Origin of the sequence: Brevundimonas sp. UBA7838 (assembly GCF_002500885.1) — a bacterium.
GTDB lineage: Bacteria > Pseudomonadota > Alphaproteobacteria > Caulobacterales > Caulobacteraceae > Brevundimonas > Brevundimonas vesicularis_C.
The window spans coordinates 23,651-48,699 of sequence record NZ_DLTK01000134.1; the positions used below are offsets into that span (position 1 = coordinate 23,651).

General features: G+C 66.9%; 29 protein-coding genes and 2 riboswitches. Of the genes, 17 read left to right on the forward strand and 12 right to left on the reverse strand.

What is annotated here, in order from left to right:
* Positions 1 to 3: 3 nt before the first annotated feature.
* The 3 genes from purD to B3T77_RS14515 form a co-directional block, all read right to left on the reverse strand.
* Positions 4 to 1,278: a phosphoribosylamine--glycine ligase gene (gene purD / locus B3T77_RS14505; RefSeq protein ID WP_292080541.1), complete on the reverse strand. Its 1,275-nt coding sequence runs from the start codon at positions 1,276 to 1,278 to the stop codon at positions 4 to 6.
* 73 nt (positions 1,279 to 1,351) lie between these two features.
* Entirely contained in the window at positions 1,352 to 1,783 is a 432-nt protein-coding gene (locus tag B3T77_RS14510; RefSeq protein WP_292080542.1) for a PRC-barrel domain-containing protein, read from the reverse strand.
* Between the two features lie 16 nt (positions 1,784 to 1,799).
* Positions 1,800 to 1,961 (reverse strand): hypothetical protein, encoded by a 162-nt coding sequence (locus tag B3T77_RS14515; protein ID WP_292080543.1) that lies wholly within the window; start codon positions 1,959 to 1,961, stop codon positions 1,800 to 1,802.
* A gap of 64 nt (positions 1,962 to 2,025) precedes the next feature.
* Between B3T77_RS14515 and xseA the strand changes: the two genes are divergently transcribed.
* The 9 genes from xseA to B3T77_RS14560 all read left to right on the forward strand — a co-directional run bounded on the left by xseA (position 2,026) and on the right by B3T77_RS14560 (position 10,661).
* Positions 2,026 to 3,621, forward strand: coding sequence for an exodeoxyribonuclease VII large subunit (gene xseA / locus B3T77_RS14520; protein WP_292080544.1), 1,596 nt, complete (start codon positions 2,026 to 2,028; stop codon positions 3,619 to 3,621).
* 64 nt (positions 3,622 to 3,685) lie between these two features.
* The gene (gene lspA, locus B3T77_RS14525; RefSeq protein WP_292080545.1) at positions 3,686 to 4,192 is read left to right on the forward strand and encodes a signal peptidase II; all 507 of its coding nucleotides are present in this window, start codon (positions 3,686 to 3,688) and stop codon (positions 4,190 to 4,192) included.
* 71 nt (positions 4,193 to 4,263) lie between these two features.
* A complete protein-coding gene (locus B3T77_RS14530) occupies positions 4,264 to 4,830 on the forward strand; it encodes a DUF3035 domain-containing protein (RefSeq protein ID WP_292080546.1) in 567 nt (188 codons plus the stop codon).
* Between the two features lie 74 nt (positions 4,831 to 4,904).
* Positions 4,905 to 5,348 (forward strand): PaaI family thioesterase, encoded by a 444-nt coding sequence (locus tag B3T77_RS14535; RefSeq protein WP_292080547.1) that lies wholly within the window; start codon positions 4,905 to 4,907, stop codon positions 5,346 to 5,348.
* Positions 5,349 to 5,456: 108 nt separating this feature from the next.
* Complete coding sequence (locus B3T77_RS14540; RefSeq protein ID WP_271042804.1) at positions 5,457 to 6,143, forward strand: Tat pathway signal sequence domain protein; 687 nt, start codon at positions 5,457 to 5,459, stop codon at positions 6,141 to 6,143.
* On the forward strand, positions 6,143 to 7,945 hold the full coding sequence (gene argS, locus B3T77_RS14545; protein ID WP_292080548.1) for an arginine--tRNA ligase: 1,803 nt from the start codon (positions 6,143 to 6,145) through the stop codon (positions 7,943 to 7,945). The genes B3T77_RS14540 and argS overlap by 1 nt, the downstream gene beginning before the upstream one ends.
* A gap of 36 nt (positions 7,946 to 7,981) precedes the next feature.
* Positions 7,982 to 8,989, forward strand: a complete 1,008-nt coding sequence (locus B3T77_RS14550; protein ID WP_292080549.1) for an adenosine deaminase — start codon at positions 7,982 to 7,984, stop codon at positions 8,987 to 8,989.
* Positions 8,986 to 9,306 (forward strand): hypothetical protein, encoded by a 321-nt coding sequence (locus tag B3T77_RS14555; protein ID WP_292080550.1) that lies wholly within the window; start codon positions 8,986 to 8,988, stop codon positions 9,304 to 9,306. Before B3T77_RS14550 ends, B3T77_RS14555 begins: the two co-directional genes overlap by 4 nt.
* Positions 9,307 to 9,371: 65 nt before the next feature.
* Entirely contained in the window at positions 9,372 to 10,661 is a 1,290-nt protein-coding gene (locus B3T77_RS14560) for a type VI secretion protein ImpB (RefSeq protein ID WP_292080552.1), read from the forward strand.
* Between the two features lie 7 nt (positions 10,662 to 10,668).
* Here the strand turns inward: B3T77_RS14560 and B3T77_RS14565 are convergent, their stop codons facing one another.
* From B3T77_RS14565 to B3T77_RS14575, 3 genes are all read right to left on the reverse strand, one after another.
* A complete protein-coding gene (locus B3T77_RS14565; RefSeq protein WP_292080553.1) occupies positions 10,669 to 11,289 on the reverse strand; it encodes a nicotinamidase in 621 nt (206 codons plus the stop codon).
* A complete protein-coding gene (locus B3T77_RS14570) occupies positions 11,289 to 12,254 on the reverse strand; it encodes a class 1 fructose-bisphosphatase (protein ID WP_292080554.1) in 966 nt (321 codons plus the stop codon). The genes B3T77_RS14565 and B3T77_RS14570 overlap by 1 nt, the downstream gene beginning before the upstream one ends.
* 131 nt (positions 12,255 to 12,385) lie before the next feature.
* On the reverse strand, positions 12,386 to 13,423 hold the full coding sequence (locus tag B3T77_RS14575; protein WP_292080555.1) for an alpha/beta hydrolase: 1,038 nt from the start codon (positions 13,421 to 13,423) through the stop codon (positions 12,386 to 12,388).
* A gap of 105 nt (positions 13,424 to 13,528) precedes the next feature.
* A riboswitch (glycine riboswitch) is annotated at positions 13,529 to 13,626 on the forward strand.
* Between the two features lie 3 nt (positions 13,627 to 13,629).
* Positions 13,630 to 13,714, forward strand: a riboswitch (glycine riboswitch).
* A 55-nt stretch (positions 13,715 to 13,769) separates the two neighbouring features.
* Here B3T77_RS14575 and gcvT point away from each other — a divergent pair.
* The 7 genes from gcvT (at position 13,770) to B3T77_RS14610 (ending at position 20,525) form a co-directional block, all read left to right on the forward strand.
* The gene (gcvT, locus tag B3T77_RS14580) at positions 13,770 to 14,882 is read left to right on the forward strand and encodes a glycine cleavage system aminomethyltransferase GcvT (RefSeq protein WP_271042797.1); all 1,113 of its coding nucleotides are present in this window, start codon (positions 13,770 to 13,772) and stop codon (positions 14,880 to 14,882) included.
* An 11-nt stretch (positions 14,883 to 14,893) separates the two neighbouring features.
* Positions 14,894 to 15,259: a glycine cleavage system protein GcvH gene (gene gcvH / locus B3T77_RS14585; RefSeq protein WP_271042796.1), complete on the forward strand. Its 366-nt coding sequence runs from the start codon at positions 14,894 to 14,896 to the stop codon at positions 15,257 to 15,259.
* 135 nt (positions 15,260 to 15,394) lie between these two features.
* Positions 15,395 to 16,741, forward strand: a complete 1,347-nt coding sequence (gene gcvPA / locus B3T77_RS14590) for an aminomethyl-transferring glycine dehydrogenase subunit GcvPA (RefSeq protein WP_066552167.1) — start codon at positions 15,395 to 15,397, stop codon at positions 16,739 to 16,741.
* A 12-nt stretch (positions 16,742 to 16,753) separates the two neighbouring features.
* The gene (gene gcvPB, locus B3T77_RS14595; protein ID WP_409514543.1) at positions 16,754 to 18,322 is read left to right on the forward strand and encodes an aminomethyl-transferring glycine dehydrogenase subunit GcvPB; all 1,569 of its coding nucleotides are present in this window, start codon (positions 16,754 to 16,756) and stop codon (positions 18,320 to 18,322) included.
* A 66-nt stretch (positions 18,323 to 18,388) separates the two neighbouring features.
* Positions 18,389 to 19,306 carry an SDR family oxidoreductase gene (locus B3T77_RS14600; protein WP_292080556.1) on the forward strand — a complete coding sequence of 306 codons (918 nt, stop codon included), beginning with the start codon at positions 18,389 to 18,391 and terminating at the stop codon, positions 19,304 to 19,306.
* A 211-nt stretch (positions 19,307 to 19,517) separates the two neighbouring features.
* The gene (locus B3T77_RS14605) at positions 19,518 to 19,922 is read left to right on the forward strand and encodes a PGPGW domain-containing protein (RefSeq protein WP_292080557.1); all 405 of its coding nucleotides are present in this window, start codon (positions 19,518 to 19,520) and stop codon (positions 19,920 to 19,922) included.
* Positions 19,923 to 20,054: 132 nt separating this feature from the next.
* Positions 20,055 to 20,525, forward strand: a complete 471-nt coding sequence (locus tag B3T77_RS14610) for a DUF6789 family protein (RefSeq protein ID WP_066552170.1) — start codon at positions 20,055 to 20,057, stop codon at positions 20,523 to 20,525.
* 77 nt (positions 20,526 to 20,602) lie between these two features.
* Here B3T77_RS14610 and B3T77_RS14615 read toward each other — a convergent pair whose 3' ends face one another.
* The 5 genes from B3T77_RS14615 to B3T77_RS14635 form a co-directional block, all read right to left on the reverse strand.
* Positions 20,603 to 21,118 (reverse strand): F0F1 ATP synthase subunit B, encoded by a 516-nt coding sequence (locus tag B3T77_RS14615; protein ID WP_292080558.1) that lies wholly within the window; start codon positions 21,116 to 21,118, stop codon positions 20,603 to 20,605.
* Positions 21,118 to 21,690: a hypothetical protein gene (locus B3T77_RS14620; protein WP_292080559.1), complete on the reverse strand. Its 573-nt coding sequence runs from the start codon at positions 21,688 to 21,690 to the stop codon at positions 21,118 to 21,120. Before B3T77_RS14620 ends, B3T77_RS14615 begins: the two co-directional genes overlap by 1 nt.
* A gap of 68 nt (positions 21,691 to 21,758) precedes the next feature.
* Positions 21,759 to 21,983 carry a F0F1 ATP synthase subunit C gene (locus tag B3T77_RS14625; protein ID WP_017505298.1) on the reverse strand — a complete coding sequence of 75 codons (225 nt, stop codon included), beginning with the start codon at positions 21,981 to 21,983 and terminating at the stop codon, positions 21,759 to 21,761.
* Between the two features lie 58 nt (positions 21,984 to 22,041).
* Positions 22,042 to 22,827: a F0F1 ATP synthase subunit A gene (locus B3T77_RS14630; protein WP_017505297.1), complete on the reverse strand. Its 786-nt coding sequence runs from the start codon at positions 22,825 to 22,827 to the stop codon at positions 22,042 to 22,044.
* Between the two features lie 6 nt (positions 22,828 to 22,833).
* Positions 22,834 to 23,193, reverse strand: coding sequence for an AtpZ/AtpI family protein (locus B3T77_RS14635; RefSeq protein ID WP_017505296.1), 360 nt, complete (start codon positions 23,191 to 23,193; stop codon positions 22,834 to 22,836).
* A 251-nt stretch (positions 23,194 to 23,444) separates the two neighbouring features.
* Here B3T77_RS14635 and ispH point away from each other — a divergent pair, with 251 nt between their 5' ends.
* Positions 23,445 to 24,416 (forward strand): 4-hydroxy-3-methylbut-2-enyl diphosphate reductase, encoded by a 972-nt coding sequence (gene ispH / locus B3T77_RS14640; RefSeq protein ID WP_292080560.1) that lies wholly within the window; start codon positions 23,445 to 23,447, stop codon positions 24,414 to 24,416.
* On the opposite strand, the gene B3T77_RS14645 is transcribed toward ispH, so the two are convergent.
* On the reverse strand, positions 24,413 to 25,049 hold a 637-nt coding region (locus B3T77_RS14645; protein ID WP_292080561.1), incomplete at its 5' end, for a sensor histidine kinase. The genes ispH and B3T77_RS14645 overlap by 4 nt on opposite strands.

Below are 25,049 nucleotides of genomic sequence, written 5' to 3' on the forward strand. Positions count from 1 at the left end.
GCTTCAGCCCCGGTCCAGGGCCCGCCAGCCGATGTCGGAGCGGTTGAAGCCGCCCGGCCAGTCGATCTTGCGGATGGCGCCATAGGCGCGTTCGCGGGCCTGGGCGATGTCGTCGCCCTCTGCGCAGACGTTCAGGACGCGCCCGCCCGAGGCGGCCAGCAAGCCGTCGTCGCGGCGCTTGGTTCCGGCGTGGAAGACTTGGACATGGGGGCCGAAGTCCTGATCGGCGCCGCGGATGATCGAGCCTTCCAGCGGGCTGTCGGGATAGCCCTTGGCGGCCATGACCACGCAGATCACCGTCTGAGGCTTGAAGGCGGGCGAAGCCAGTCCAGAGACGTCGCCGCGCGCGCAGCCCAGCAGATAGGGCACGATGTCGCCCGCCATCCGCATCATCAGCACCTGGCATTCCGGGTCGCCGAAACGGGCGTTGAACTCGACCACCTTGGGGCCGTCCTCGGTCGCCATCAGGCCGGCGTAGAGGACGCCGCGATAGGGCGCGCCTTCTTCGGCCATCTTGCGGATCGTCGGCTGGACGATCAGCGCGTCGGCCTGCTGCACCAGCTCGGGCGTGAAGACGGGCGCGGGCGAATAGGCGCCCATGCCGCCGGTGTTGGGACCAAGGTCGCCGTCGAAGGCGCGCTTGTGGTCCTGGGCGCCGCCGAACAGCAGGGCGCGTTGACCGTCGCACAGGGCGAACAGCGAGCCTTCCTCGCCGTCCATGAACTCTTCGATCACGACGCGGGCGCCGGCCGCACCGAACCGACCGCCCAGCATCCGTTCAATTTCGGCCTCGGCGTCGGGGCGGTCGGGGCTGATGGCCACGCCCTTGCCGGCGGCCAGGCCATCGGCCTTGATGACATAGGGCGGCCGGAACACGTCCAGCGCCGCCTTGGCGTCCTTGACCGTGTCATAGACGCCGTAGCCGGCGGTGGGGATTTCGTGCCGTTCAAGGAAGCCCTTCGAAAAGGCCTTCGAGGTTTCCAGCTGCGCCGCCTTGGCGGTCGGCCCGAAGCAGGGAATGCCGGCCGAGGCGAGACGGTCGGCGAGACCAGCGGCCAGCGCTACCTCTGGCCCAACAACGACCAGATCGGCCTTGATCTCTCTGGCCAAGGCGGCCAGGCCTTCGGCGTCGTCCGCCTTGACGACGCGCAGCTCGCACAGCTTCTCGATGCCAGGGTTGCCCGGTGCGGCGACCAGGCGCGTGACCAGCGGAGACTGGGCGATCTTCCAGGCCAGGGCGTGTTCGCGGCCGCCCGATCCGACGAGAAGAATGTTCATGAGATCGGGCAATGACCGGCCGGCGCCGGCCGGTCAAGCGCCCGTCAGACTTAACGCCGCATTCAGCGTCCAATCAGCGAACGGGCGGGGTCCAGGCCGGCAGGGCCTGAAGCTGACCGGGCGTCAGATCGGTGACCAGATCCCGGTCGCCGTTGCGGTCGATCGGAGACACATCCGCGACCGGAACCCGCACCTTCATGTCGCCAGGCCCGTTCAGCTCGATCACCAGATGGGTCAGGGCGCCCGAAGCGTCCAGCACCAGGGTTTCGACATCGCCCAGATCGACGTTGTCACGCGAATACAGGTCCGCATCCTCCAGCTGATCGCGGGTCATGTTGAAGGCCAAGGCGGCGTTCGAGGCGGCGGCATCCGCCTGTTGATCCGGCAAGGCCACGGGCGCTGCGCCCGGCGCGGGGGCCTGGACCACATCGTCGTCGCGATCCGAGCAGGCGACAACGCCGCCGGTCAGGCAAAGAATGGCGGCGAGCGGGACGAAGCGGTTCATACGGCCTCCTTGGGCGTTAGAGCAAGGCCGAGACGACATAGACGCCCGGGCCCAGCAGAATGATGCAGCCGATGATCAGCCACGGGCTCATGGCGCCGCCGCCCCCGGCGCGGCGCGACAGATCGCGCTCATGTGGGTCGCGGTCAGAAGGATCGGTTCCGGGCGGGTCGGCGGCCATGAAAGTCGAACGGCAGGGCGCGCGCAGCGTTCCCGGGCGGATCGACGCAGGCTAGGATGTCTGCATGAGCGACGACTCCTACGTATTTGAAGGCCCGGCCGAGGTCCCTGCCTCGCGCGACAACAATCCGCCCCTGTCGATCTCGGAACTGTCGTTCGCGCTAAAGCGCACGCTGGAAGACCGGTTCGGCCATGTGCGGCTGCGCGGCGAGGTTTCCAAGGTCAACCGCCACGCCTCGGGCCACATCTATCTGACGCTGAAGGACGACAAGTCGGCCATCGACGGCGTCGTGTGGAAGGGGTCGGTGCGCGGCCTGGGCGTTCAGCCCGAAGCGGGGCTGGAGGTCATCGTCACCGGCAAGATCACCTCCTATCCGGCGCGGTCCTCCTATCAGATCGTGATTGAGAGCATGGAGGCGGCTGGCGCCGGCGCCCTGCTGGCGCAGTTGGAGCGGCTGAAGGTCCGCCTGCGTGAGGAAGGTCTGTTCGAGCCGGGTCGCAAGAAGCCCTTGCCCGCCTTTCCCGCGACCATCGGCGTGATCACCAGCCCGACCGGCGCGGTGATCCGCGACGTGCTGCACCGGATCGCGGAACGCTGGCCCTGTCGTGTCATCGTCTGGCCCGTGGTCGTTCAGGGCGAATCGGCCTGCGGTCAGGTGTCGAACGCGATTCGCGGCTTTGATGCGATGACAGCCGACGGGCCGATCGCCCGCCCGGACCTGCTGATCGTCGCGCGCGGCGGCGGGTCGGTCGAGGACCTGTGGTGCTTTAACGACGAGGGCCTGGCGCGGACCGTGGCGGCGGCGCGCATTCCGATCATCTCGGCCGTGGGGCACGAGACCGACACCACCCTGATCGACTTTGTGTCGGATCGCCGGGCGCCGACCCCGACGGGCGCGGCCGAAATGGCGACGCCGGTACTGGCGGACCTGCGCTACGCCGTCGCTGACATGGACCGGCGCATGGTGCAGGCGGGCGGACGGCTGATCGAGGATCGACGCACACGCCTGCGGGCCGTGGCGCGCGGCCTGCCGGCGCGGCCGGAGGACCTGCTGGCCCTGGCGCAGCAGCGGCTGGACCATGTGTCAAGCCGACTGGGATCGGGCCTGCAACGCAATGTCGCCCTGCACGAGCGGCATCTGGCGGTGACGGGCGGCAAGCTGAGCCCGGCCCTGCTGCGCACGCGGATCGAGCGAGGTCAGGACCGGCTGCGCGGCGCGAGCGATCGGCTGGGCGCGGCGCTTCAGGCCGGAGTGGCGCGCGGCGAGCGGCGGCTGTTGCAGGTCTCGGCCCGCCTGTCGCCCGAACCGCTGCATCGACGGCTGGACCAGCGTCAGGCGCGGCTTGAAGCCGTCGGCGCGCGACTGGACGGGGTCATGCCCCGTCGGCTGGAGCGGGACGCCGATCGCGTGGCGGCGCTGTCTCGCGCGCTGACGACCCTGGACCCCAGACGTCCCAAGCCCGGCTTCGCCCGCGTGGAAGATTCAGACGGCGCCTGGATCACCTCGGCCAAGGCGCTGGAAGCCGGTCAGGCGGTCCGGCTGGTGTTCGGCGACGGCGTGCAGCCGGCGACGATCGACGGCGGCGAACCCCGTCCGTCCCCGCCGCGTCCGGCGGCCAAGCCGAAGCCGTCCGCCGCCGATCAGGGCAGCCTGTTCTGACGGCGGCGGATATGATCCGCGTTTTCCGCTTCGCCCCGGCGCCGCTTCCTGCTAACGGCGCCGCATGAAGATCACGCGCCTCGCCGTCACCGCCTATGTGTTCGCCCTCCTGATCATCGTCCTGGATCAGCTGACCAAGGCCTGGATCATCAGCGGCCTGTCGCTGCAGGAAGTCGGCCGCATCCCCGTCTTCCCGCCGATCCTAAACTTCAGCTGGGTCGAGAACACCGGCGTCAGCTTCGGCCTGTTCGGCGGCGGTGAAGCGCGCTGGGGCCTGGCCATCTTCTCCATCGTCGTCTCGGCCGGCCTGGCCTGGTGGGCGACGCAATCGAACCGACGCCTGCTGATCACCGCAATCGGCTTCGTCATGGGCGGGGCCCTGGGCAATGTCATCGACCGGATCCGCTTCGGCTATGTGGTCGATTTCATCGACTTCTCGGGCACCGGTGTGTTTCCCTGGGTTTTCAACGTCGCCGACAGCGCCATCACCATCGGCGTCGTGCTGCTGATCATCGACAGTCTGGTGTCCGACAAGCCTGTGAAGGTTGGCGCGGCCCCCGAAAAGTCGTAATCACCCCGTCTTCACTATGCCGACTGCGCCATCGCGGCGCTTCCTGCATCAGCCGACCAGAGCCTGAAACCATGCGTATCCGCAGTGTCGCCGTCCTGACCCTCGTCGCCTCCTCCGCGCTCGCCGTCTCCGCCTGCGGCGGCATCAAACAGGGCATCGGCCTGACCAAGGTCGTGCCGGACGAGTTCGTGACCGTCTCCACCGCCCCGCTCAGCATTCCGCCGGAATACGGCCTGCGTCCGCCCGCGCCGGGCCAGCCGCGCCCGCAGGAACTGGCCCCCGAAAGTGCCGCGCGTCAGATCCTTCTGGGTCAGCGTCAGGCCGTCACCCGCACGCCAGGCGAACAGGTTCTGGTGGCCCAGGCCGGCGGCGAACAGGCCGACCCGCTGGCCCGCTATGTCGTCGATGACGAGTTCGGCGATCTGGCGCACAAGGACGAAAGCTTCGCCAACCGCCTGATGTTCTGGCGCAAGGACGACGCCTCGACCCAGGCCCCGACAGTCCGCCAGACCGCGGAAGGCCAGAAGACCATCGACGCCTCGACCGAGGCCGCGCGTCTTCAGGCTCTGACCGGCGGCCAGCAGGCCATCACGATCCAGCCGCGTCGCAGCAACGGCTTCAAACTGCCGGGCCTGTAAGGACCGCTACGACGGGCGCTTGCCACGGCAGCGTCCGTCCTTATTGTAAACGGACCTGATCGGGAGCCGTTTGCATGACCGAAACCGTCGATATCGCCGCCCTGTCCGGGATCGACCAATTGCGTCTGGGCATGACGGGCGGCTTCATCGCGCCCATCGCCCGCACCGTCGGCTTCGAACTGACCGAAGTGGAAGAAGGCCGGGTGGTGTTCGAGGCTATCCCCACCACCGCCGTCTATAATCCACTGGGCACCGTCCATGGCGGCTGGATCGCGACGGTGCTCGACTCGGCCTGCGGCTGCGTCGTGCATTCCACGCTTCGGCCGGGTCAGACCTATACGACGCTGGAACTGAAGACCGTCTTTCACAAGGCGCTGACCGCCGGCACGCCGGTTCGGGCCGAGGGGCGGATCGTTCAGGCCGGTCGCCGCGCGGCCTTCTCGGAGGCCGATCTGCGCGGCCTGGACGGCAGGCTCTATGCGACCGCGACCTCGACCTGCCTGGTGATGGAGCGCTGAGGCCAGCAAGCGTTTGCCGCGCCTCGCTTTAGCCGCTATCAGCGGCGAGCGTTGATGATCGGCCGCCGATCGTCGTGCGCCCTCTCTCGCTGTCGGAAAAATAAGCTGATGCGTCGCGTGTTCACCGCCCTGGCCGCCCTCTCCATCGCGGCCTCCGTCCTTCCCGTCGCCGCCGAGGCCCAGACCTCCCAGCGTCAACGCGAGCGCAGCGGGCAACAGCAGCAGGCCTCGGGTGAAGACGCCGCGCCGTCGCGCGCGCCGCGCATCGCGCCCCTGCGTCGCCGCGCCAACGCCGGCCCCTGCCCCTATGTAAAGATCCTCTACGACGCCGCCCGCTACGTCGAGCTGGAAGGCGGCCGCGCCGCCGTGGCCAACGTCGGCTACACCGGCGAGATCGAAGGCATCTCTTCAGATTGTGAATATCGCGAGGCCGATCCGATTCGCGTCGACATGGACGTGCTGTTCAACCTGGGCCGCGGACCACAGGCGGCGGGCGAGCAGCGCACCTACCGCTACTGGATCGCGGTGACGGAGCGGAACAACGCCATCCTGTCCAAGGAATATTTCGACCTGCCGGTGAACTTCGAGGGCCAGCGCACCGCCTCGGTCACTGAAAAGCGCACCATCGTCATTCCGCGCGCCGGCATCGAGACTAGCGGCAGCAACTTCGAAATCCTGGTCGGTTTCGACGTGACGCCGGAAATGGCCGAGTTCAATCGCTCGGGCAGCCGCTTCCGCGTCAACGCCGGCACGACGCCGGCCGCCCCCGCGCCTGCCTCCGCACCGAGCCAATAATGTCTGATCTGAAGACCGTCCTCAGCGAAGCGGTCGCCGCCGCCTTCGCCGCCGAAGGCGTGGACCCGGCCTTGGCCCGCGTCACCCCGTCGGATCGCCCTGACCTGGCCGATTTCCAGTCCAATGGCGCGCTCGCCGCCGCCAAGGCGCTGAAAACCAATCCGCGCGAACTGGCCGGCAAGATCGCCGGGCGCCTGAGCACGGATGCCCGCTTCGCCTCGGTCGAGGTCGCCGGACCCGGCTTCATCAATCTGAAGCTCTCCGACGCGCTGCTGGCCGAACGGGCGACCGAGGTGGCGAACGACGCAGACCACGCGGGCGCCGCGACTGTGGCCGAACCGCGCCAGGTGGTCATCGACTACGGCGGTCCCAACGTCGCCAAGCCGATGCACGTCGGCCATCTGCGCAGCGCCATCATCGGCGAGAGCCTGAAGCGGTTGTTCCGCTTCCGCGGCGACCACGTCACCGGGGACGCCCACTTCGGCGACTGGGGCTTCCAGATGGGCCTGCTGATCGTCGCCTGCGGCGACGAGGGCCTGGCCGAGGCCTTCATGGCCGAAGGCGACGGCCCCTTCCCGGCCGAAAGCCCGGTCACGCTCGCCGATTTGGACCGCCTCTATCCGCAGGCCGCCGGCAAGGCCAAGGAAGATCCGGCCTTCCGCGACCGCGCCCGCAAGGCGACGGCTGAACTCCAGAACGGACGTCCCGGCTATCGCGCGCTATGGCGGCATTTCGTGGCGGTCAGCCGTGAGGCGCTGAAGCGCGAATACGGCGACCTGTCGGTCGATTTCGACCTGTGGAACGGCGAAAGCGACGCCGATCCGCAGATGCCCGAAATGCTGGCGCACCTGAAAGAGACCGGCCTGCTGGTCGAGGACGACGGCGCCCAGGTGGTTCACGTCGCCAAGCCCGGCGAGACGCGTAAGAAGAAGCTGCCCGATGGCTCGGTGATCGAGGCCCCGTCCCCCCCGCCCCTGCTGGTCATCAGCTCGGAAGGCTCGGCCATGTACGGCACGACCGACTTGGCCACGATCCTGGACCGCAAGAAGGCTCTGTCGCCCGACCTGGCCCTCTATGTCGTCGACGAACGCCAGGCCGAGCATTTCGAACAGGTCTTCCGCGCCGCCTATCTGGCCGGTTACGCCGAACAGGGCGCGCTGGAGCATCTCGGCTTCGGCACGATGAACGGACAGGACGGCAAGCCTTTCAAGACCCGCGCGGGCGGCGTGCTGAAACTGCGCGACCTGATCGATCAGGCGACGGACAAGGCGCGCGAGCGGCTGCACGAGGCCAAGCTGGGCGACGACCTGTCGCCGGAAGAGTTCGAGGCCATCGCGCACAAGGTGGCCATCGCGGCCTTGAAGTTCGCCGACCTGTCGAACGCGCGCACCACCAGCTACGTCTTCGATCTCGACCGCTTCATGAGCTTCGAGGGCAAGACCGGACCGTATCTGCTTTACCAGTCGGTCCGCATCAAATCCCTGCTGCGCAAGGGCGCCGAACAGGGACTGACGCCCGGTGCCATCGTCATCGCCGAACCGGCGGAGCGCGATCTGGCCCTGACGCTGGACGCCTTCTCGACGGCAGTGTCGGACGCCTACGACAAGCGGATGCCGCATCTGGTCGCCGAACACGCCTATCGCGTGGCCCAGTCCTTCTCGAAATTCTACGCCGCCTGCCCCGTGCTGATCGCGCCGGACGAAGCGACCAAACGCTCGCGTCTGGCCCTGTCCGCTGCGGCTCTGCGCCAGCTGGAAATCGCGCTAAACCTGCTGGGCATCGACACGCCGGAGCGGATGTAGGGTATAGACGGGGCGACATCCTCCCGGAGATCGCCCATGTCGCTCGACGCCTATATCGCCGGCCTGCCCAAGGCCGAACTGCATCTGCACATCGAGGGCTCGCTGGAGCCCGAACTGATGTTCGAACTGGCGCAGCGCAACGGCGTGTCCATTCCTTACGACAGCGTCGAGGCGGTGCGGGCGGCCTATGATTTCTCGAACCTGCAGGACTTCCTAGACATCTACTATGCGGGGGCCGCCGTCCTGCTGACGCGGCAGGATTTCGAGGATCTGGCCTTCGCCTATTTCCAGCGCGCGGCGGCGGATAATGTGCGCCACGCCGAAATCTTCTTCGATCCCCAGACCCATACCGACCGAGGCGTGCCCTTCGGCGTGGTGGTGGAGGGGCTGATCGCAGGCATGGACCGGGCCGAGGCGGAGCTGGGCGTGTCCAGCGGCCTGATCCTCAGCTTCCTGCGCCACCTGACCGAGGACGAAGCCTTCGCGACGCTGGAGGCGGCCAAACCCTATCTGCACCATTTCATCGGGGTGGGGCTGGATTCATCGGAGGTCGGCCATCCGCCGTCCAAATTCCAGCGTGTCTTCGCCGCCGCGCGTGAGCTGGGCCTGAAACTGTGCGCCCACGCCGGCGAAGAAGGGCCGCCCGCCTATGTCCATGAGGCGCTGGACCTGCTGAACATCGACCGGATGGACCATGGCAATCGCTCGATGGAGGACGAGGCGCTGGTCCAGCGGCTGGTCGCCGAGCAGATGACCCTGACCGTCTGCCCTCTATCGAACCTAAAACTGTGCGTGGTCGCTGACCTGAAGGACCATCCCGTCCCCGAGATGCTGCGCCGGGGCCTGCACGTCACCCTGAACTCGGACGACCCGTCCTATTTCGGCGGATATGTGAACGATAACTACAGCCGGCTGGCTGAGGCCGTCGGCCTGACACGCGATCAGGTGACGCAACTGGCGAAGAACAGCTTCGAAGGGTCGTTCCTGGGCGAGGCGGAGAAGGCGGCGTTCGTGGCGGAGGTCGAGGCCTACGCGAAGCGATGAATACCGCTCAAGCCGCTCTGGCCATCGTCGGCTGGTTGAGTATGGCGACAGGCATGGTCAGCAGCATGGGCGCGCATCTTGCGGCTGACCACAGAAGGCGAAACGGGCTCGTTCCTCGGAAGACACCGGACTTCTACGACTTCTCGAAGAATGTCTTCTACTTCGGCATAGGGCCGTCGTTCAGGACGATCTTTTCCGACGCACACGGTCACTATAAGAGCCGCTTCATAACGCGCTGCGTCAAAGTTTCGCGGGTGGCTTTCCTCCTCGCTGCGGGCTTCCTTGCTGCATTCGTCGTAAGCCTGGTCGTCTGGTGATCCACACCCTTTAGATCGCTTCGCGTTCCTGTTATGTTCCGACGATGGAGCGGACAGGATCACCGGTGGAAGACAGCGCGAGCCTCCGCTGGCTGTTCGTCGATCTGAACGCCTTCTTCGCCAGCGTCGAACAGCAGATGAACCCGGGCTGGCGGGGCAAGCCGGTCATCGTGCGGCCGGCCATGAGCGAATACACCGGCGCCATCGCCGCCAGCTATGAGAGCAAGGCCTGGGGCGTTCATACCGGGATGCGGGTGTCCGAGGCGCGCAAACTGTGCCCCGACCTGATCGTCGCCGAGGCGCGCCCCGACCTTTACGTCAAAATCCATCAGCAGATCATGGCCGAGATCGACCGCCATGTGCCGGTGTGGAAGGTCGGCTCGATCGACGAATGTTCCTGCGAGTTGCTGGGTCCAGAACGGCTGGAGGCGAACGCCGTCGCCCTGGCCCGACGCATTCAGGCGGGCATCCTGCAAAACGTCGGCGACTGTCTGCGGTCGTCCGTCGGGCTGGCGCCGTCGCGGTTCCTCGCCAAGACCGCCTGCGGCATGCAGAAGCCCGCCGGACTGACGGTGCTGCGCGCCAACGAGCTGCCCGGGCCTTTGCTGGACCTGCCGCTGTCGAAATATCCGGGCATCGGCTCGCGTATGCAGATCCGGTTGCAGGCGGCGGGGGTCACCGACACGGCCGGCCTTTGGAACATGAGCGCGAAACAGGCCCGGGTGGTCTGGAACAGCATCGAGGGCGAACGCATCTGGCGCGGTCTGCACGGTCTGGACAGCGAGCCGACGCCGGAAAAACCGCCCGCCTCCATCAGCCATAGCCACGTCCTGGCTCAGGCCATGCGGACCCCGGACAAGGCGCGGGCCGTGGCACGACGGCTGGTGGTCAAGTGCGGAGCGCGTCTGCGGCGCATGGGCCTGACCGGCGCCAGCCTGACCCTGCATTTGGACATGGGGCCGAAAGCGACGCCTCGAAGCGGCCGTCGCGGCTGGGAAACCGCAGCCATGAGTTGCCCCATCGCGCCGACGCAGGACACCTTCGCCCTGCTGGCCGCGCTTGAGAGTCTGTGGCGCAAGGTCGAGCCGGAGGTGGAGGCGGGACGCCTGAGCTATGTCGGGGTCGGGGTGCACGGCCTGAAATCCCGCGACGCTTTTGAGACCGACCTGTTCGCCGCCGGCCCGGATCAGGACGGCGAGGCGCCGTCTCTTCGCCTGTCCCAGGCGCTGGATGCGCTGAACCGCCGCTACGGCAAGGACACCGTCAGCATCGGCCCCAAGGCCGGCTTACCCGACTATATCGGCGCCAAGATCGCCTTCACCCGCATCCCCGAGGCCGAGGATTTCTGGGAGTGAGCCACACCTAGCTCAGCAGGGACGCCGCCGCGATCTCCGCCACGCCCAAGGCCCGGAAACTGTCTTGGGCCACCGCCTCGGTTTGCGGCGCGATGGCCCGGCTGGCGTCAGCGATCACCACGGCTTCGAAACCCTCGCGAACCGCGTCTTCGGCCGTGAAACGGACGCAGTAGTCGAAGGCCAGACCGCACAGAAAAACGCGCGTCACGCCCAGTTCACGCAACAGGCCGGCCAGGCCCGTCGGGGTGCGGTGATCGTTCTCGAAAAAGCCGGAATAGCTGTCGACGGCCGGATTATAGCCCTTGCGGATCACGGCCATGGCCTTCTCGACTGTCGGTGACACGTCGTGATGAAAGTCGGCGCCGGGCGTGCCCTGAAGACAATGATCCGGCCACAGCATCTGGCGACCGTAGGCCACCTCGATCTCGGTAAAGGGCGCCGTGCCGGGGTGGTTGGAGGCGAAACAAATCTGGTCCGGCGTATGCCAGTCCTGGGTCACGATCACCCGGTCGAACCGATCCGCCAGCCGGTTGATCAGCGGCATGATCCCCGCGCCGCCCGCCACCGCCAGACGGCCGCCTTCGCAGAAGTCGTTCTGCGGATCGATGACCAGAAGGGCGTCGCTCATCAGACGCCTGCGTAGGCGTCGATCTCGTTGGCCGAGCCGAGCGCGACGGGGATGCGCTGGTGCAGGTGCTCGGGCTGCACGTCCAGAATGGCCTGGCGACCATCCGTCGTCGCCTTGCCGCCGGCCTGCTCGACCAGGAAGGCCATGGGGTTGCCTTCGTACATCAGACGCAGCTTGCCCGGCTTGTTCGGCTCGCGCCGGTCCCAAGGATAAAGGAAGACCCCGCCGCGCATCAGGATGCGGTGAACATCCGCGACCATGGCCGCGACCCAGCGCATGTTGAAGTTCTTGGCCCGAGGCCCCTCTTCGCCCTTCAGTAGGTCGCCGACATAGGTCTGCACCGGCTCGGCCCAGTGGCGCAGGTTCGACATGTTGATGGCGAACTCCTTGGTGTCCGGCGAAATGGCGATCTCGTCGTGGGTCAGGATCCAGTCGCCGTCGTTCGACAGGGTGAACCCCTTCACGCCCGCGCCGGTCGTCAGCACCAGCATGGTTTGCGGTCCATAGACGGCGTAGAGGGCGGCGACCTGATGGCGGCCGGGCTGCATGAAATCGGCCTCGGTCGGGGTCGCGGTCGCGGACTTCAGCACCGAGACGATGGTGCCGACGGGGGCGTTGATGTCGATGTTGGACGAGCCGTCCAGCGGGTCGAACAGCACCAGATAGTCGCCGGCCGGATTGGAGGCCGGCTGGACCTCGTCCATCTCTTCCGACGCGACGCCGGCGACGGCCGGGCTGGCCAGCAGGGCCTCGGTCAGCATGTCGTTGGTCATGACGTCGAGCTTCTTCTGCTCCTCGTCCTGCACATTGATCTGACCCGATGCGCCCAGCGCCCCGGCCAGCGCCCCGCCCGCAACGACCTTGCTGATGTCCGCGCAGGTGGCGGCGACCACGGTCAGAACCGTCTTCAGCCCCTCGGGCACGTCCAGGGCGGCGATATGGGCGTCAAGGCGTGTGCGGGTCATGCGGTCGGTCCGGTTCTGGGCGTTGCGCCGTTTTGGCCGGGGACAGGCCCCAGAGCAAGGCGGCAGGGCGAGGCGACAACGAAAACGCCCCGGCGAAACCGGGGCGTTTCCTTATCCTTCGGCGTTGTCGCTCAGATCGGCAGGATCGCCGTACCGAACGCCCGTTTCAGTTCGTGGGCGGCGAAGGTCTGGGCCGCCGCCGCATCTGGCACGACCGCCGCCATGCCGAAGAACTCATGCGTCGAGCCGTTGAAAGTCTTGTGACGCACATCGACGCCCGCCTGCTCCAGCTTCTCGGCCAACAGCTCGCCCTCAGTGCGCAGCGGATCGATCTCGGCGCAGATCACCGTCGTCGAGGGCAGGCCCGACAGGTTCGCCTTCTCGACGATGTTGATGCGCGGGTCTTGCGCGTCGGCCTCGTTGGCGAAAATGTGTTTCACGAACCACTTCATCATCGGCCTGTTCAGCGGCTTGGCGTCGGCGTTCTCGACGTAGGACTCATTGTCCATGTCCACGCCGGCGACCGGATAGACCAGCACCTGATGTCTGGGCGCCGGCAGGCCGGCGTCGCGCGCCATCATTGACACGCCGATAGCCAGGTTGCCGCCTGCGCTTTCGCCCATCACGGCCACCTTCTGCGGGTCGCCGCGGAAGGTCTGCGCATTCTCCAGCACCCAGCGATAAGCGGCCAAGGCGTCGTCGTGGGCGGCGGGGAAATGGTGTTCCGGAGCCTGGCGATAATGGACCGAGACCACGATCACATCGGCCATCTTGGAGACACCGCGCGGGCCGCCGTCATAGACGTCCAGATCCGCGATCACGAAGCCGCCGCCGTGGAAATAGACGACGACCGGGTGCAGCTTGTCTTCGGAATGGTCGTGCGGCTTGTAGATGCGCGCCTGGATCGGGCCGGCGGCGCCTGGGATGGTGATGTCGCTGGTCTTGACGCCCATGTCGTCGCTGGGGTCCTTGCCGTCCTTGCGCAGCAGCGATTTCACCGCGTCAGTCGGGGTCGGTTGCTGGCGAGCTTCCTCGGGCGACAGGGTCTCGATCGGCTTGCCGCCGAGGGACGCCAGTTCGTCCAGCACCTTCTGCATCGGGCCGTCGGCCTTGGCGGGGGTGTCGCGCGGCTTGTCGTTTTCGCCGAACAGCTTGTCTATAATGGACATTTTCACATTCCTGGGTCTGGTTTCGAGGTCCGCAACGACAACCCGCCGCACGCATCCTTGTTCCCGGCCCGCTTGACTTGGCGCTTGAGTCGATGCCTTAGGTCGCACGCTCTCGCGGGAGAGATCGGGCGCTGGAAACAGGGTTCGACGCCGAAGGCGCAACCGCCCCGGAAACGCTCAGGCAAAAGGACCGCGAAGCATACGGACGCTGGAAAGTCGCCCATTCGGGCGCGCCGACGGAGCAAGGCGACATGATTTGGTCGCCGGAATCTCTCAGGCTTCAGGACAGCGGGGGCGCGAGGACGGCGGAGCTCCGCCACAACACGCGACCGTGAAAGCCTGAACCATGACCGACCAGACCCTGAAGACCACGCCCCTGAACGCGGCGCATCGCGCGCTGGGCGCCCGTATGGTGGGCTTCGGCGGCTATGACATGCCGGTCCAGTACGAAGGCGTTCTGGCCGAGCACCGCTGGACGCGGGAACACGCCGGTCTGTTCGACGTCTCCCATATGGGCCAGTGCAAGATCACCGGCGAGGACGCGACCGCCCAGTTCGAGCGGTTCGTGCCCGGCGACTATGCGATCCTGAAGGCCGGCAAACAGAAATATTCCCTCCTGCTGAACGGCGACGGCGGCATCATCGACGACCTGATGGCCGGCCGGCCGGATCACGACGGCCTGTTCGTCGTCGTCAACGCCGGCAACAAGGACGAGGACTTCGCCTTCTGGGAAGCCAACCTCGAAAGCGACGCCAAGCTGACGGTGCTGGACCGCGCGCTGATCGCCATCCAGGGGCCGGAAGCCGCCGAGGTCATGGCCGCGCACGAGCCGATCCTGGCCGAAATGGGCTTCATGGAATGCGCCCGTCTGATGCTGTTCGGCGCCGACTGCTACGTCTCGCGCTCGGGCTACACCGGCGAAGACGGCTATGAGATTTCGGTCCCGGCGGACCAGGCCGAGCGCATCTGGAACACGATCCTGGAAGACGACCGCGTCAAGCCGATCGGCCTGGGCGCCCGCGACAGCCTGCGTCTGGAAGCCGGCCTGCCGCTGCACGGCCACGACATCGACCCGACGACCTCGCCGGTCGAAGGCGCCCTGACCTTCGCCCTCTCCAAGTCGCGCAAAGAACGCGCCGATTTCGCCGGCGCAGACCGTATCCTCAAGGAACTGTCCGACGGCCCCTCGCGCGTTCGCGTCGGTCTGATCGTCAAGGAAGGCGCCCCGGCCCGTGAAGGCGCCGAGATCGCCGACGCCGACGGCGCCGTGATCGGCAAGGTCACCTCTGGCGGCCCCTCCCCCACCTTGGGCAAGAATATCGCCATGGGCTACGTCCCGCCGGCCCATGCCGCCTTGGGCACGGAGCTGAAGGTCATCGTGCGCGGCAAGACCGCCGCCGCCGAAGTCGTCGCCATGCCCTTCGTGGCCCAACGCTATTACCGCAAACCCAAAGCCTGAGAGATCAGACCATGAAGTTCACTAAGGATCACGAGTGGGTCAGCCTTGACGGCGACATCGCCACCGTCGGCATCTCCAAACACGCCGCCGACGCCCTGGGCGACGTGGTGTTCGTCGAAGTGCCTGAAGTCGGCAAGACCGTCTCGAAGGGCGACAGCTTCGCCGTGGTCGAGAGCGTCAAGGCGGCGTCGGACGTCTACGCCCCCGTCTCGGGCGAAGTGGTCGAGGCGAACGACGCCCTGTCGACCGCCCCGGAAACCGTTAACTCGGCAGCCGAGGCCGACGGTTGGTTCGCCAAGATCAAGGTTTCGGACGCCTCGCAACTGGACGCTCTGATGGACCAGGCGGCCTACGACGATTTCCTGAAAACCCTCTAAATTTAAGCTCAGTCACCCTCGGGCTTGACCCGAGGGCCGGACGATCAACCACTCGTGCGAAGCCTTCGACGCACGAGCCGCACAACATCTGGTCCTCGGGTCAAGCCCGAGGATGACGGATGCAAGGAACCGGATATGCGTTACCTCCCCCTGACGCCCGACGACCGCACGGCGATGCTCGCCGCCATCGGCGCGAAATCCATCGACGATCTGTTCGTGGACGTGCCCCAGGCCGCCCGTCTGGACGGCCCCGTCGATCTGCCGCGCGTCGCGGGTGAGTTGGAGGTCGAGCGCGCCCTGTCCGCCATGGCGGCCAAGAACGCCACGGCCGGCGCTGTGCCCTTCTTCTGCGGCGCAGGCGCCTACAAGCACCACGTCCCGGCGACGGTGGACCACGTGATCCAGCGCTCGGAGTTCCTGACCAGCTACACCCCCTACCAGCCGGAAATTGCGCAGGGCACGCTGCAGTACCTGTACGAGTTCCAGACCCAGGTCGCGAACCTGACCGGCATGCCGGTCGCCAACGCCAGCCTGTACGACGGTTCGACCGCCATGGCCGAGGGCGTGCTGATGGCGACCCGCGTGACCCGCCGCAACAAGGCGGTGATCTCGGGCGGCGTGCACCCGCACTACATCAAGGCGACCGAGACCGTGGTTCACGCCGTCGGCGTCGAAACCCTGGCCCTGCCCGCCGCCGTGGACGCCGAGGCCGCCGTGATCGACCAGATCGGTCCCGACACCGCCTGCGTCGTCGTCCAGACCCCCAATGTCTTCGGCACGGCCACCGACGTGACCAAGATCGCCGAGGCCGCCCACGCCGCCGGCGCCCTGCTGATCGTTGTGGTCACCGAGGCCGTGTCGATGGGCCTGTTGAAGTCGCCCGGCGAGATGGGCGCCGACATCGTCGCGGCCGAAGGCCAGTCGATCGGCAACGCCCTGAACTTCGGCGGCCCCTATGTCGGCCTGTTCGCCACGCGCGAGAAGCTGATCCGCCAGATGCCCGGCCGCTTGACCGGCGAGACTGTGGACGCCGACGGCGAGCGCGGCTTCGTCCTGACGCTGTCCACGCGCGAGCAGCACATCCGCCGAGACAAGGCGACCTCGAACATCTGCACCAACTCGGGCCTGTGCACCCTGGCCTTCACCATCCACATGAGCCTGCTGGGCGAGACGGGCCTGCGCAAGCTGGCCCTGCTGAACCACGAAAAGGCCGTCGCCACGCGTGACGCCCTGGCCGCCATTCCGGGCGTCGAAATCCTGACCGACCGCTTCTTCAACGAGTTCGCGGTGCGCCTGCCCAAGAACGCGGCCGAGGTCGTGGATCAGTTGGCCGCCCATCACGTCCTGGCTGGCGTGCCCTACAGCCGCCTGGCCCCCGACGCCGGCATGGACGATGTCCTGCTGGTCGCCGCGACCGAGACGACCCTGGATGCCGACATCCAGATCCTCGCCAAGTCGCTCTCCAAAGTCCTCGGCGCGTAAGGGATACTGACCATGAGCACCATGAACACCGTCGGCCGCCCGACCGCCCCGAACCAGGTCCAGACCAAGCCCGCCACCCTGACCGGCGGCCGCGGCCTGTTGCAGAACGAAGCCCTGATCTTCGAGGGGGACGGCTGGGGCAAGACCGGCGTCGATCTGCCGGAACCCAAGACGAACGGCTCTGACCTGGGCGACCTCGTCCGCAAGGATCCGATCGGCCTGCCCGGCCTGTCCGAGCCGGAAACCATGCGCCACTATGTGCGTCTGAGCCAGAAGAACCACGCCATCGACCTGGCCATCTATCCGCTGGGATCGTGCACGATGAAGCATAACCCACGCCTGAACGAGAAGATGGCCCGCCTGCCCGGCTTCTCCGACATCCACCCGTTGCAGCCGATCTCGACGGTTCAGGGCGCGCTGGAGCTGATGGACACCCTGGCCCATTGGCTGAAGACCCTGACCGGTATGCCCGCCGTCGCTCTGTCGCCCAAGGCCGGCGCCCACGGCGAACTGTGCGGCCTGATGGCCATCCGCGCCGCCCACGAGGCCTCGGGCCAGCATGAGAAGCGGCGCAAGGTTCTGGTTCCCACCAGCGCCCACGGCACCAACCCCGCCACTGCCGCCTTCGTCGGCTATTCGGTGGTCGAAGTGGCCCAGACCGAGGACGGCCGCGTGGACGTCGCCGACCTGGCGTCGAAGCTGGGTGACGACGTCGCCGCCATCATGGTGACCAACCCCAACACCTGCGGCCTGTTCGAGCGCGACATTCTGGAGATCAGCCGCCTGACGCATGAGGCCGGCGCCTACTTCTACTGCGACGGCGCCAACTTCAACGCCATCGTCGGCCGGGTTCGTCCGGGCGACCTCGGCGTCGATGCGATGCACATCAACCTGCACAAGACCTTCTCGACGCCCCATGGCGGCGGCGGTCCGGGCGCGGGTCCGGTCGTGCTGTCCGAAGCCCTGGCGCCCTTCGCCCCCGCCCCCTGGGTCGTGCATGACGACGGTGGCTATCGCCTGATCGAGCGCGAAGAGGACGAGGCCGAGCAAGCCTTCGGCCGTCTGTGCGCCTTCCAGGGCCAGATGGGCATGTACACCCGCGCCCTGTCCTACATGATGTCGCACGGCGCCGACGGCCTGCGTCAGGTCGCCGAGGACGCCGTACTGAACGCCAACTACATCAAGGCCCGGCTCGGTGATTTGATGTCGGCCGCCTTCCCCGACGGCCCCTGCATGCACGAGGCCCTGTTCGACGACGAATGGCTGAAGGGCACGGACATCACCACGCTCGACTTCGCCAAGGCGATGATCGACGAGGGCTTCCACCCGATGACCATGTATTTCCCTCTGGTCGTCCACGGCGCCATGCTGATCGAGCCGACGGAAACCGAATCCAAGGCGGAGCTGGACCGCTTCATCCACGCCATGCGCCTGCTGGCCGAAGCCGCCAAGGCGGGCGACGTGGATCGCTTCAAGGGCGCGCCCTTCCATGCGCCGCTGAAGCGCCTGGACGAAACCCGCGCCGCCCGTTCGCCGGTTCTGCGCTGGACCGCGCCGGAAGGCTCCAACAAGGCGGCCTGACCCCTTAGTCGCCCCTTCCTGCGGGAAGGGGCTGACGCGGGGCTGATCCATCGCTAGGTCATGGCCATGACTTGGACGACGAACGACATCCCCGACCTTTCCGGCCGACTGGCCATCGTCACCGGCGCGACCGGCGGGCTGGGGCTAGAAACCGCCCTGGTGCTGGCCGGCAAGGGCGCGGAGGTCGTGCTGGCGGCCCGCAATCCCGCCAAGGGGGCCGAGGCCGAACGGCTGATCCGGTCTCGTCATCCGGATGCGGCCGTGCGGTTCGAACTGCTGGACCTCGCCAGCCTGGCCTCCGTCCGGGCCTTCGCCGAGCGGTATCTGGCGACGGGACGCCCCATCGACATCCTGATCGACAATGCGGGCGTCATGGCCCTGCCGACGCGCCAGACGACCGTCGACGGGTTCGAGATGCAGTTCGGGACCAACTACCTGTCCCACTTCGCCCTGGTCGGTCGCCTGCTGCCCTTGCTCACGGCCGCGAACGCCCGCGTGGTCCAACTGTCCAGCGTCGCCCACCGCAGCGGCCATATCCGTCTGGACGACCTCAACTATCAGACCCACTACAGCCCCTGGCCGGTCTATCAGCAGTCCAAGCTGGCCATGCTGATGTTCGCCTTGGAGCTTCAGCGCCGCAGCGACGCGCACGGCTGGGGCCTGACCAGCGTGGCGGCCCATCCCGGCTTCGCCCGCACCGACCTGATCGCCAACGGCCATGCCGGCAAGCCCGGCCTGTTCGCGCGCGGCGCCCGGTTGCTGGAGGCCGTGCTCAGCCATTCGGCCGCGGACGGCGCCCTGCCGATCCTGATGGCCGCGACCCTGCCGGACCCGACGCCCGGCGGCTATTACGGCCCTACCGGCTTTCAGGAGATGAAGGGGCCGCCCGGCGTTGCGGTGATCAAGCGCCAGGCCAGGGACGTCGATGTGGCCAAGCGTCTCTGGACGGAATCAGAGCGTCTGACGGGCATGACCTACGGCTGACGGCGCGGGGCGTGTCCGCAGCGCCACGGCGCGCAGCGATCGTCACTTCATGACCAAAGCTTCACCCGCCGGACATCCATCCGCCATGGACGCAGGGCGTTAAGAGGTCTTGTGGCAAGGTCGTCACGGTCGCCTTTTCCTTTCCCGACGAGGGATCGCGCGTCCGTGGCGATCGTTGTCATGACGATCCTCCTCCCCATCCGGCGTATTCGTGACCTCACTCCCCGTTCCCTTCGTCCGCCCAGACAAGCCGCGAGCCTCGACGCTGCGGGTCGTCAAGCGCTGGGCGCTGATGATCGGCGGTCTGTTCGTCGTGCTGCTGGGCATTCTGATCGCCCCCCTGCCCGGCCCGGGCGGCATTCCCGTCATCGCCGTCGGCCTGATGCTGATTCTGAAAAGCTCGTTCTGGGCCAAACGCCAGTTCATTCGCGCCCAATATGCGCGGCCGAAATGGGTCTATCCCTTCCGTCGCCTGATGCGGAAGAAGCCCGAGTTCGCACCGGTCTTCTGGCAACAGGCGCTGCGGGCCGAAAAGATCGTTACCAAGCGGTCCAGCCGTCGCCTCTCGCGCGGCCGCAAGAGCGTTCGGCGCTATTTCCGCAAACTCTTCAGCTAGTTAGCGCCTGATTTCGCGGTTGCGTTGCTGCAACCGCTAACCACAGGATCGTGAACACCGCTCTCTCAAGTCAGGCGTATCCTGTCTGCGCGTTATCAGAGAACCACTTAGGCGTTGGGAGGCGCTAAGGTCATGATGTCACGCGTACAAAAAGGTCTGATCGCCGGCGTTGCGGCGACCGTGGCCGTCTCACTGCTCGAAATACCCAATATGTTCCTGAACTGGTTTGATCCCTTCCAGGGGGTCATCGCCAGCATGATCGGAATGCCCGGCAATCTGGCCGTCGGCTGGGTGGTCCATGTCATCAGCGGCGTCTTCATCCTGGGGCCGCTGTTCGCCGTCCTGTGTCCCCGCCTGCCGACGGACACGCCCGAGACCAAGGGCATCGTCTTCGCCGTCGGCGCCTGGATCATCATGATGGCCGCCATCGTGATGTTCGGGAACTACCGCACCTTCACGGCCGGCGCGGGCTTCGGCACCTTCGCCTGGCTGCTGATCACCCACGCGGTCTTCGGCATCGTGCTGGGCAACGTCTATGCTCGGCTGGTGGCGCGCGACAAGCGAATGGGCGCAACCATCATCGGCGGCGCCCACGCCCACTGATCACGGCTTGATGTCCAAAGAAAAAAGGCCCCCGACGGCGACGTCGGGGGCCTTGCTTCATTCAGGATCAGCCCTGATCAGTTCAGGCGATCGCCGATTTGGGCGATGGCGCTGTCGAGCAGCGGATCCTTGGCGCCGCTGGCGACGCGGGCGGCCAGAACCTGTTCCGCCGACTTGGCGGCCAGATCGGCGGCGGCGGCCTTCACCTCGGCCGAGGCCTGGGCTTCGGCTTGGGCGATGCGGGTTTCGGCCATCTTCTGACGACGGGCCAGGGTTTCTTCCAGCTTGGCCTTGGTCTCGACTTCCAGGCGACGGGCGTCGGCCTCGGCCTGAGCCATCATCTCGGCGGCTTGAGCTTCAGCCTCGGCCTTCTCCTTGCGGATCTGGGCCAGCAGGGCTTCGGCCTCGGCGCGCAGGCGCGCGGCCTCGTCCAGGTCGGCCTGGATCTTGACGGCCTTGGCGTCCAGCGCCTTGCCGGCCATCTTGGGCACGCCGGCGGCGACCAGGATGCCGAAGAAGATGATCAGGCCGATGCCGACCCAGATCTCCGCATTGGCGAAGCTCCAGATGCCGTGTTCGAAGATCAGGTTCATCAGGCGACTCCCTTGACGGCGGCCAGCTCGGCGGCGGTCGCGGCCTTGCCGGTCAGACGTTCGACCATGGCGGCGGTCGTGTCGGAGGCGATGGTGGAGACATTGGCCATGGCGGCGTCGCGCGTCTTGCCTATCGAGGCTTCCGCCTCGGCGATGCGGGCGTTGACCACGGCTTCTTCGGCGGCCTGACGCGCGTTCGCTTCTTCGGTCACGCGGGCCTTGGCGGCCTCGGCCGTGGCGCGGGCGTCAGCGCGAGCCTTGGCGACTTCGGCCTGAGCCTGAGCGGCCTGTTCGGCGGCTTCGGCCTGAACCTGGCGCGCGGTCGCGACGGCGGTGGAAATGGTGTCGGCCCGTTCGTCCATCACCTTGCGAAGGCGTGGGGCGAAGACCTTGGAAACCAGAACATACAGAATGACGAACAGGATCAGCAGATAGCCGATCTGGCCCGCCCAGTGTTCGAACTGGAATTGCGGCAGGCCGCCCGAGCCGTGCTCGGCGGTGGTCGCCGTCTCGGCGTGCAGGTCCGCTTCGACCGAAGGCGGGACCGCGTCGATGGTGTGGGTGCTGGCCATGAACCGTCTACTGCAGGATCAGATGAAGCGGCGCGCGGGCGAACCCCGCGCGCCGTGATCGACTGATATCAGCCGAAGATCATCAGGATGCCGAGCACGAAGGCCAGGATGCCCAGGGCTTCAGCCAGAGCGGCGCCGACGAACAGGTTGCCGACTTGGCCGGCGGCGGCCGACGGGTTGCGCAGGGCGCCGGCAAGGAAGTTGCCGAAGATGTTGCCCACGCCCAGGGCCGAACCGATCATGCCCAGGGTGGCGAGACCAGCGCCGATGTACTTCGCGGCTTCAGCGTCCATGATTGTATTCCTAGATTAAAGTCGTTGGTGGTTGGGGTGAAGAGACTGGTCCGGCCCGTTAGTGGGCGTGGTCCAGGTTGACCACATCGTTCAGATAGATGCAGGCCAGAACGGCGAAGACGAAGGCCTGGAGGAAGGCCACCAGGAACTCCAGAGCGGTCAGGGCGACGACCATGCCCAGCGACAGGGCCGCGACCGGGAAGGCCAGCAGACCGATGCCGCCGCCCAGGCCCAGAAGGCCCAGCGACACGACGAAGCCGGCGAAGATCTTCAGCGCGACGTGACCGCCCAGCATGTTGCCGAACAGACGCAGCGCCAGGGTGACCGGGCGAAGCAGGAAGGACACGAACTCGATCAGGCCGACCACCGGGCGCAGCGCCAGCGGCGCGCCCATCGGCCAGAACAGCTTGAAGAAGCCCAGACCGTTCTTGGCGAAGCCGACGACCAGCACCAGACCGAAGGTGATCAGGGCGAAGGTGGCGGTGATGGCCAGCTGCGAGGTCGCCGTGAAGGTCAGGAACAGACCCAGAATGTTCATGCCCAGGATCAGGATGAACAGGGTGAAGATGAACGGGAAATACTTGCGGCCTTCGTGACCGATGATGGAATCGGCCAGATTGTCGATCAGGCCGAATAGGCCCTCGCCGGCGGCTTGCAGCCGGCCGGGCACGACCTGGGCGTTCGCGGTTACGGCGGCCAGGAAGCCGACGATCAGCACGAAGGCGACCGTCATGGCGATGTGCGAGTTGGTGATCGCCAGATCGACCGTCCCCAGCACAGGCAGGGTGACGTCGCCAAGGTCGACGACCTTCTGAATCGCAAACTGATGAATCGGATCGGCCATGAAGCCCTATCGTTCCCCGTCTTCGTCGGCCTCGACGTAGGGCTCGGCCGGAGCCGTCGTCCCTTGCGCCTTGGCCTGCGCCATCAGCCGGTTGGCTGTGCGACGCGCCATGTAAATCGACAAGGCGAAGCCCAGAAGGACCCCGCCGATCAAACCCCACGGACGGGTCCCGAGGGCCCAGTCTGCGATCGCTCCGAACGCCAGTCCCACGAAGACGCCGCCGAGAAGCTCGGCGATGATCTTGTAGGCCTGACCCGACACCTGATGGCCGGTCAATTCGGCGGATTTCTCCGCCGTGGTCCGCGCCTCCAATGCGGATGCGCTGTCTTGGAGGCGTTTGATCGCCTCTTCGCGCGATTCCGACATGGGGGATAGGACCTGTGCGTTCGGCGTCCAGACAGTGCGTCCGGACGGGTCTGAATTCGGCGCGGAAACTAATCGTGAGCGGCCTACAGGTCAAGGCGTCGTGATCATAGCCTAAGACATTGTAGAATATCGACTTTCCATTCGCGCCTGCCCGCCGTGACGATGCGCCGCTGCTGCGGCCGACAGAATCCGTCGCATCCGCCCATCGGCTCCGATGGCGGTCAGCGCCGCAAACGACTAGGTTCGCCGCCATGAATGCGCATGTTCCTGTCCCCAACGCTCCGCTTCGCCCCATCGCGGTGAGGTTGGCCACCCCACGGGGCTTTTGCGCCGGGGTCGATCGCGCGATCCAGATCGTCGAGCGCGCGATCGAAAAGTTCGGCGCCCCCGTCTATGTGCGCCACGAGATCGTCCACAACAAACATGTGGTCGAGCGCCTGAAGGCCATGGGCGCCGTCTTCGTCAAGGAACTGGACGAATGCCCTGACGACCGGCCGGTTGTCTTCTCGGCCCACGGGGTGCCCAAGTCCGTGCCGGCGACGGCGCGGGCGCGCGAACTGGTCTTCCTGGACGCGACCTGCCCCCTGGTGTCCAAGGTCCACGTCGAGGCCGAGCGTCATCATGCGGCCGGCCGCCACATCATCCTGATCGGCCACGCAGGCCACCCCGAGGTCGTCGGCACCCTGGGCCAGTTGCCGCCCGGCGCCATCACCCTGGTCGAGACAGAGGCCGACGCCGAATCGTTCGAACGCCCCGGCGACGCGCCCCTGGCCTACGCCACCCAGACAACCCTGTCGGTAGACGACACGGCGGGCATCCTGAAGGTGCTGAAGCGCCGCTTCCCCGAACTGCCCGATCCGCACAAGGAAGACATCTGCTACGCTACGACCAATCGCCAGGACGCCGTCAAGGCGTTGGGCGAGGGCTGCGACCTCGTGCTGGTCGTCGGATCCAAGAACTCGTCCAATTCCGTGCGCCTGGTCGAGGTCGCGATGCACGCCGGGGCCCCGGCCGCCTATCTGGTGGACGATGCGTCCCAGGTGGACTGGTCCTGGTTCGACGGCGTGAACACCGTCGGCGTCACCGCCGGCGCCTCCGCGCCCGAACCGTTGATCGAGGCCTTGGTCGACGCCATCCGTGCGCGCTTCGACGCCACGGTGACCGAAGACGACGGCGCGCGCGAAACGGTCACCTTCAAACTGCCGCGCCTGCTGACGGCCTAGGCGACCGCCTTCAACGGCAGGACGACGCGGAAGGTGCTTCCGGCGCCGGGCGCGGTGACGATCTCGATCTTGCCGCCCATCAGGGCCGCCAGACCGTGCGCCGCCGTCAATCCCAGTCCCAGCCCTTCGGCCGTGCGCGTCGCGCTTTCATCGCCCTGGGTGAAGGCCTCGAACAGGCGCGCGGCCTCCGCCGGCTCCATGCCCGGCCCGGTGTCCTCGACCTCCAAGGCCAGGCCCGCGCCCGCAACGGCGCGCAGCATCACGCCGCCGGTGCGTGTGAACCGCACCGCATTGTCCGTCAGCGCCGCCATCAGCTTTTCGACATGAACCGGGTCGCCCAGCCACTCGCCTTCGGCCGCCTCGACCGAAATCTTCAGCCCCTTGGCCTCGGCCGCGCCCCGGAAGTCGTTGGCGACCCGCTGCAGCAGGTTGTCGGGCCGGAACGGTCGGGTTTCCAGCGCCACGGCCCCGTCGCGCAGCCGCACCACGTCTAGCAGCTCCTCGACCAGCCTCAGTTGCTGACGCCCCGACGCCTTCAGGATTTCCAGTCGCTCGCGCTGCTGCGGCGTCACCAGATCGGCCCCGATGATCTCGGCCATGCCCAGAACCCCGTTCAGGGGCGTGCGCAGTTCG

Coding starts and splice junctions, on each gene's coding strand:
- B3T77_RS14540 (WP_271042804.1), top strand. CDS start 5,457: ATGCGTCGCGTGTTCACCGCCCTGGCCGCCCTCTCCATCGCGGCCTCC.
- B3T77_RS14570 (WP_292080554.1), bottom strand. CDS start 12,254: ATGACCCGCACACGCCTTGACGCCCATATCGCCGCCCTGGACGTGCCC.
- purD (WP_292080541.1), bottom strand. CDS start 1,278: ATGAACATTCTTCTCGTCGGATCGGGCGGCCGCGAACACGCCCTGGCC.
- B3T77_RS14565 (WP_292080553.1), bottom strand. CDS start 11,289: ATGAGCGACGCCCTTCTGGTCATCGATCCGCAGAACGACTTCTGCGAA.
- gcvH (WP_271042796.1), top strand. CDS start 14,894: ATGAAGTTCACTAAGGATCACGAGTGGGTCAGCCTTGACGGCGACATC.
- B3T77_RS14555 (WP_292080550.1), top strand. CDS start 8,986: ATGAATACCGCTCAAGCCGCTCTGGCCATCGTCGGCTGGTTGAGTATG.
- B3T77_RS14515 (WP_292080543.1), bottom strand. CDS start 1,961: ATGGCCGCCGACCCGCCCGGAACCGATCCTTCTGACCGCGACCCACAT.
- B3T77_RS14535 (WP_292080547.1), top strand. CDS start 4,905: ATGACCGAAACCGTCGATATCGCCGCCCTGTCCGGGATCGACCAATTG.
- xseA (WP_292080544.1), top strand. CDS start 2,026: ATGAGCGACGACTCCTACGTATTTGAAGGCCCGGCCGAGGTCCCTGCC.
- B3T77_RS14610 (WP_066552170.1), top strand. CDS start 20,055: ATGATGTCACGCGTACAAAAAGGTCTGATCGCCGGCGTTGCGGCGACC.
- B3T77_RS14575 (WP_292080555.1), bottom strand. CDS start 13,423: ATGTCCATTATAGACAAGCTGTTCGGCGAAAACGACAAGCCGCGCGAC.
- B3T77_RS14620 (WP_292080559.1), bottom strand. CDS start 21,690: ATGGCCAGCACCCACACCATCGACGCGGTCCCGCCTTCGGTCGAAGCG.
- B3T77_RS14530 (WP_292080546.1), top strand. CDS start 4,264: ATGCGTATCCGCAGTGTCGCCGTCCTGACCCTCGTCGCCTCCTCCGCG.
- ispH (WP_292080560.1), top strand. CDS start 23,445: ATGAATGCGCATGTTCCTGTCCCCAACGCTCCGCTTCGCCCCATCGCG.
- argS (WP_292080548.1), top strand. CDS start 6,143: ATGTCTGATCTGAAGACCGTCCTCAGCGAAGCGGTCGCCGCCGCCTTC.
- lspA (WP_292080545.1), top strand. CDS start 3,686: ATGAAGATCACGCGCCTCGCCGTCACCGCCTATGTGTTCGCCCTCCTG.
- B3T77_RS14625 (WP_017505298.1), bottom strand. CDS start 21,983: ATGGACGCTGAAGCCGCGAAGTACATCGGCGCTGGTCTCGCCACCCTG.
- gcvT (WP_271042797.1), top strand. CDS start 13,770: ATGACCGACCAGACCCTGAAGACCACGCCCCTGAACGCGGCGCATCGC.
- gcvPA (WP_066552167.1), top strand. CDS start 15,395: ATGCGTTACCTCCCCCTGACGCCCGACGACCGCACGGCGATGCTCGCC.
- B3T77_RS14630 (WP_017505297.1), bottom strand. CDS start 22,827: ATGGCCGATCCGATTCATCAGTTTGCGATTCAGAAGGTCGTCGACCTT.
- B3T77_RS14510 (WP_292080542.1), bottom strand. CDS start 1,783: ATGAACCGCTTCGTCCCGCTCGCCGCCATTCTTTGCCTGACCGGCGGC.
- B3T77_RS14600 (WP_292080556.1), top strand. CDS start 18,389: ATGACTTGGACGACGAACGACATCCCCGACCTTTCCGGCCGACTGGCC.
- gcvPB (WP_409514543.1), top strand. CDS start 16,754: ATGAGCACCATGAACACCGTCGGCCGCCCGACCGCCCCGAACCAGGTC.
- B3T77_RS14550 (WP_292080549.1), top strand. CDS start 7,982: ATGTCGCTCGACGCCTATATCGCCGGCCTGCCCAAGGCCGAACTGCAT.
- B3T77_RS14615 (WP_292080558.1), bottom strand. CDS start 21,118: ATGAACCTGATCTTCGAACACGGCATCTGGAGCTTCGCCAATGCGGAG.
- B3T77_RS14635 (WP_017505296.1), bottom strand. CDS start 23,193: ATGTCGGAATCGCGCGAAGAGGCGATCAAACGCCTCCAAGACAGCGCA.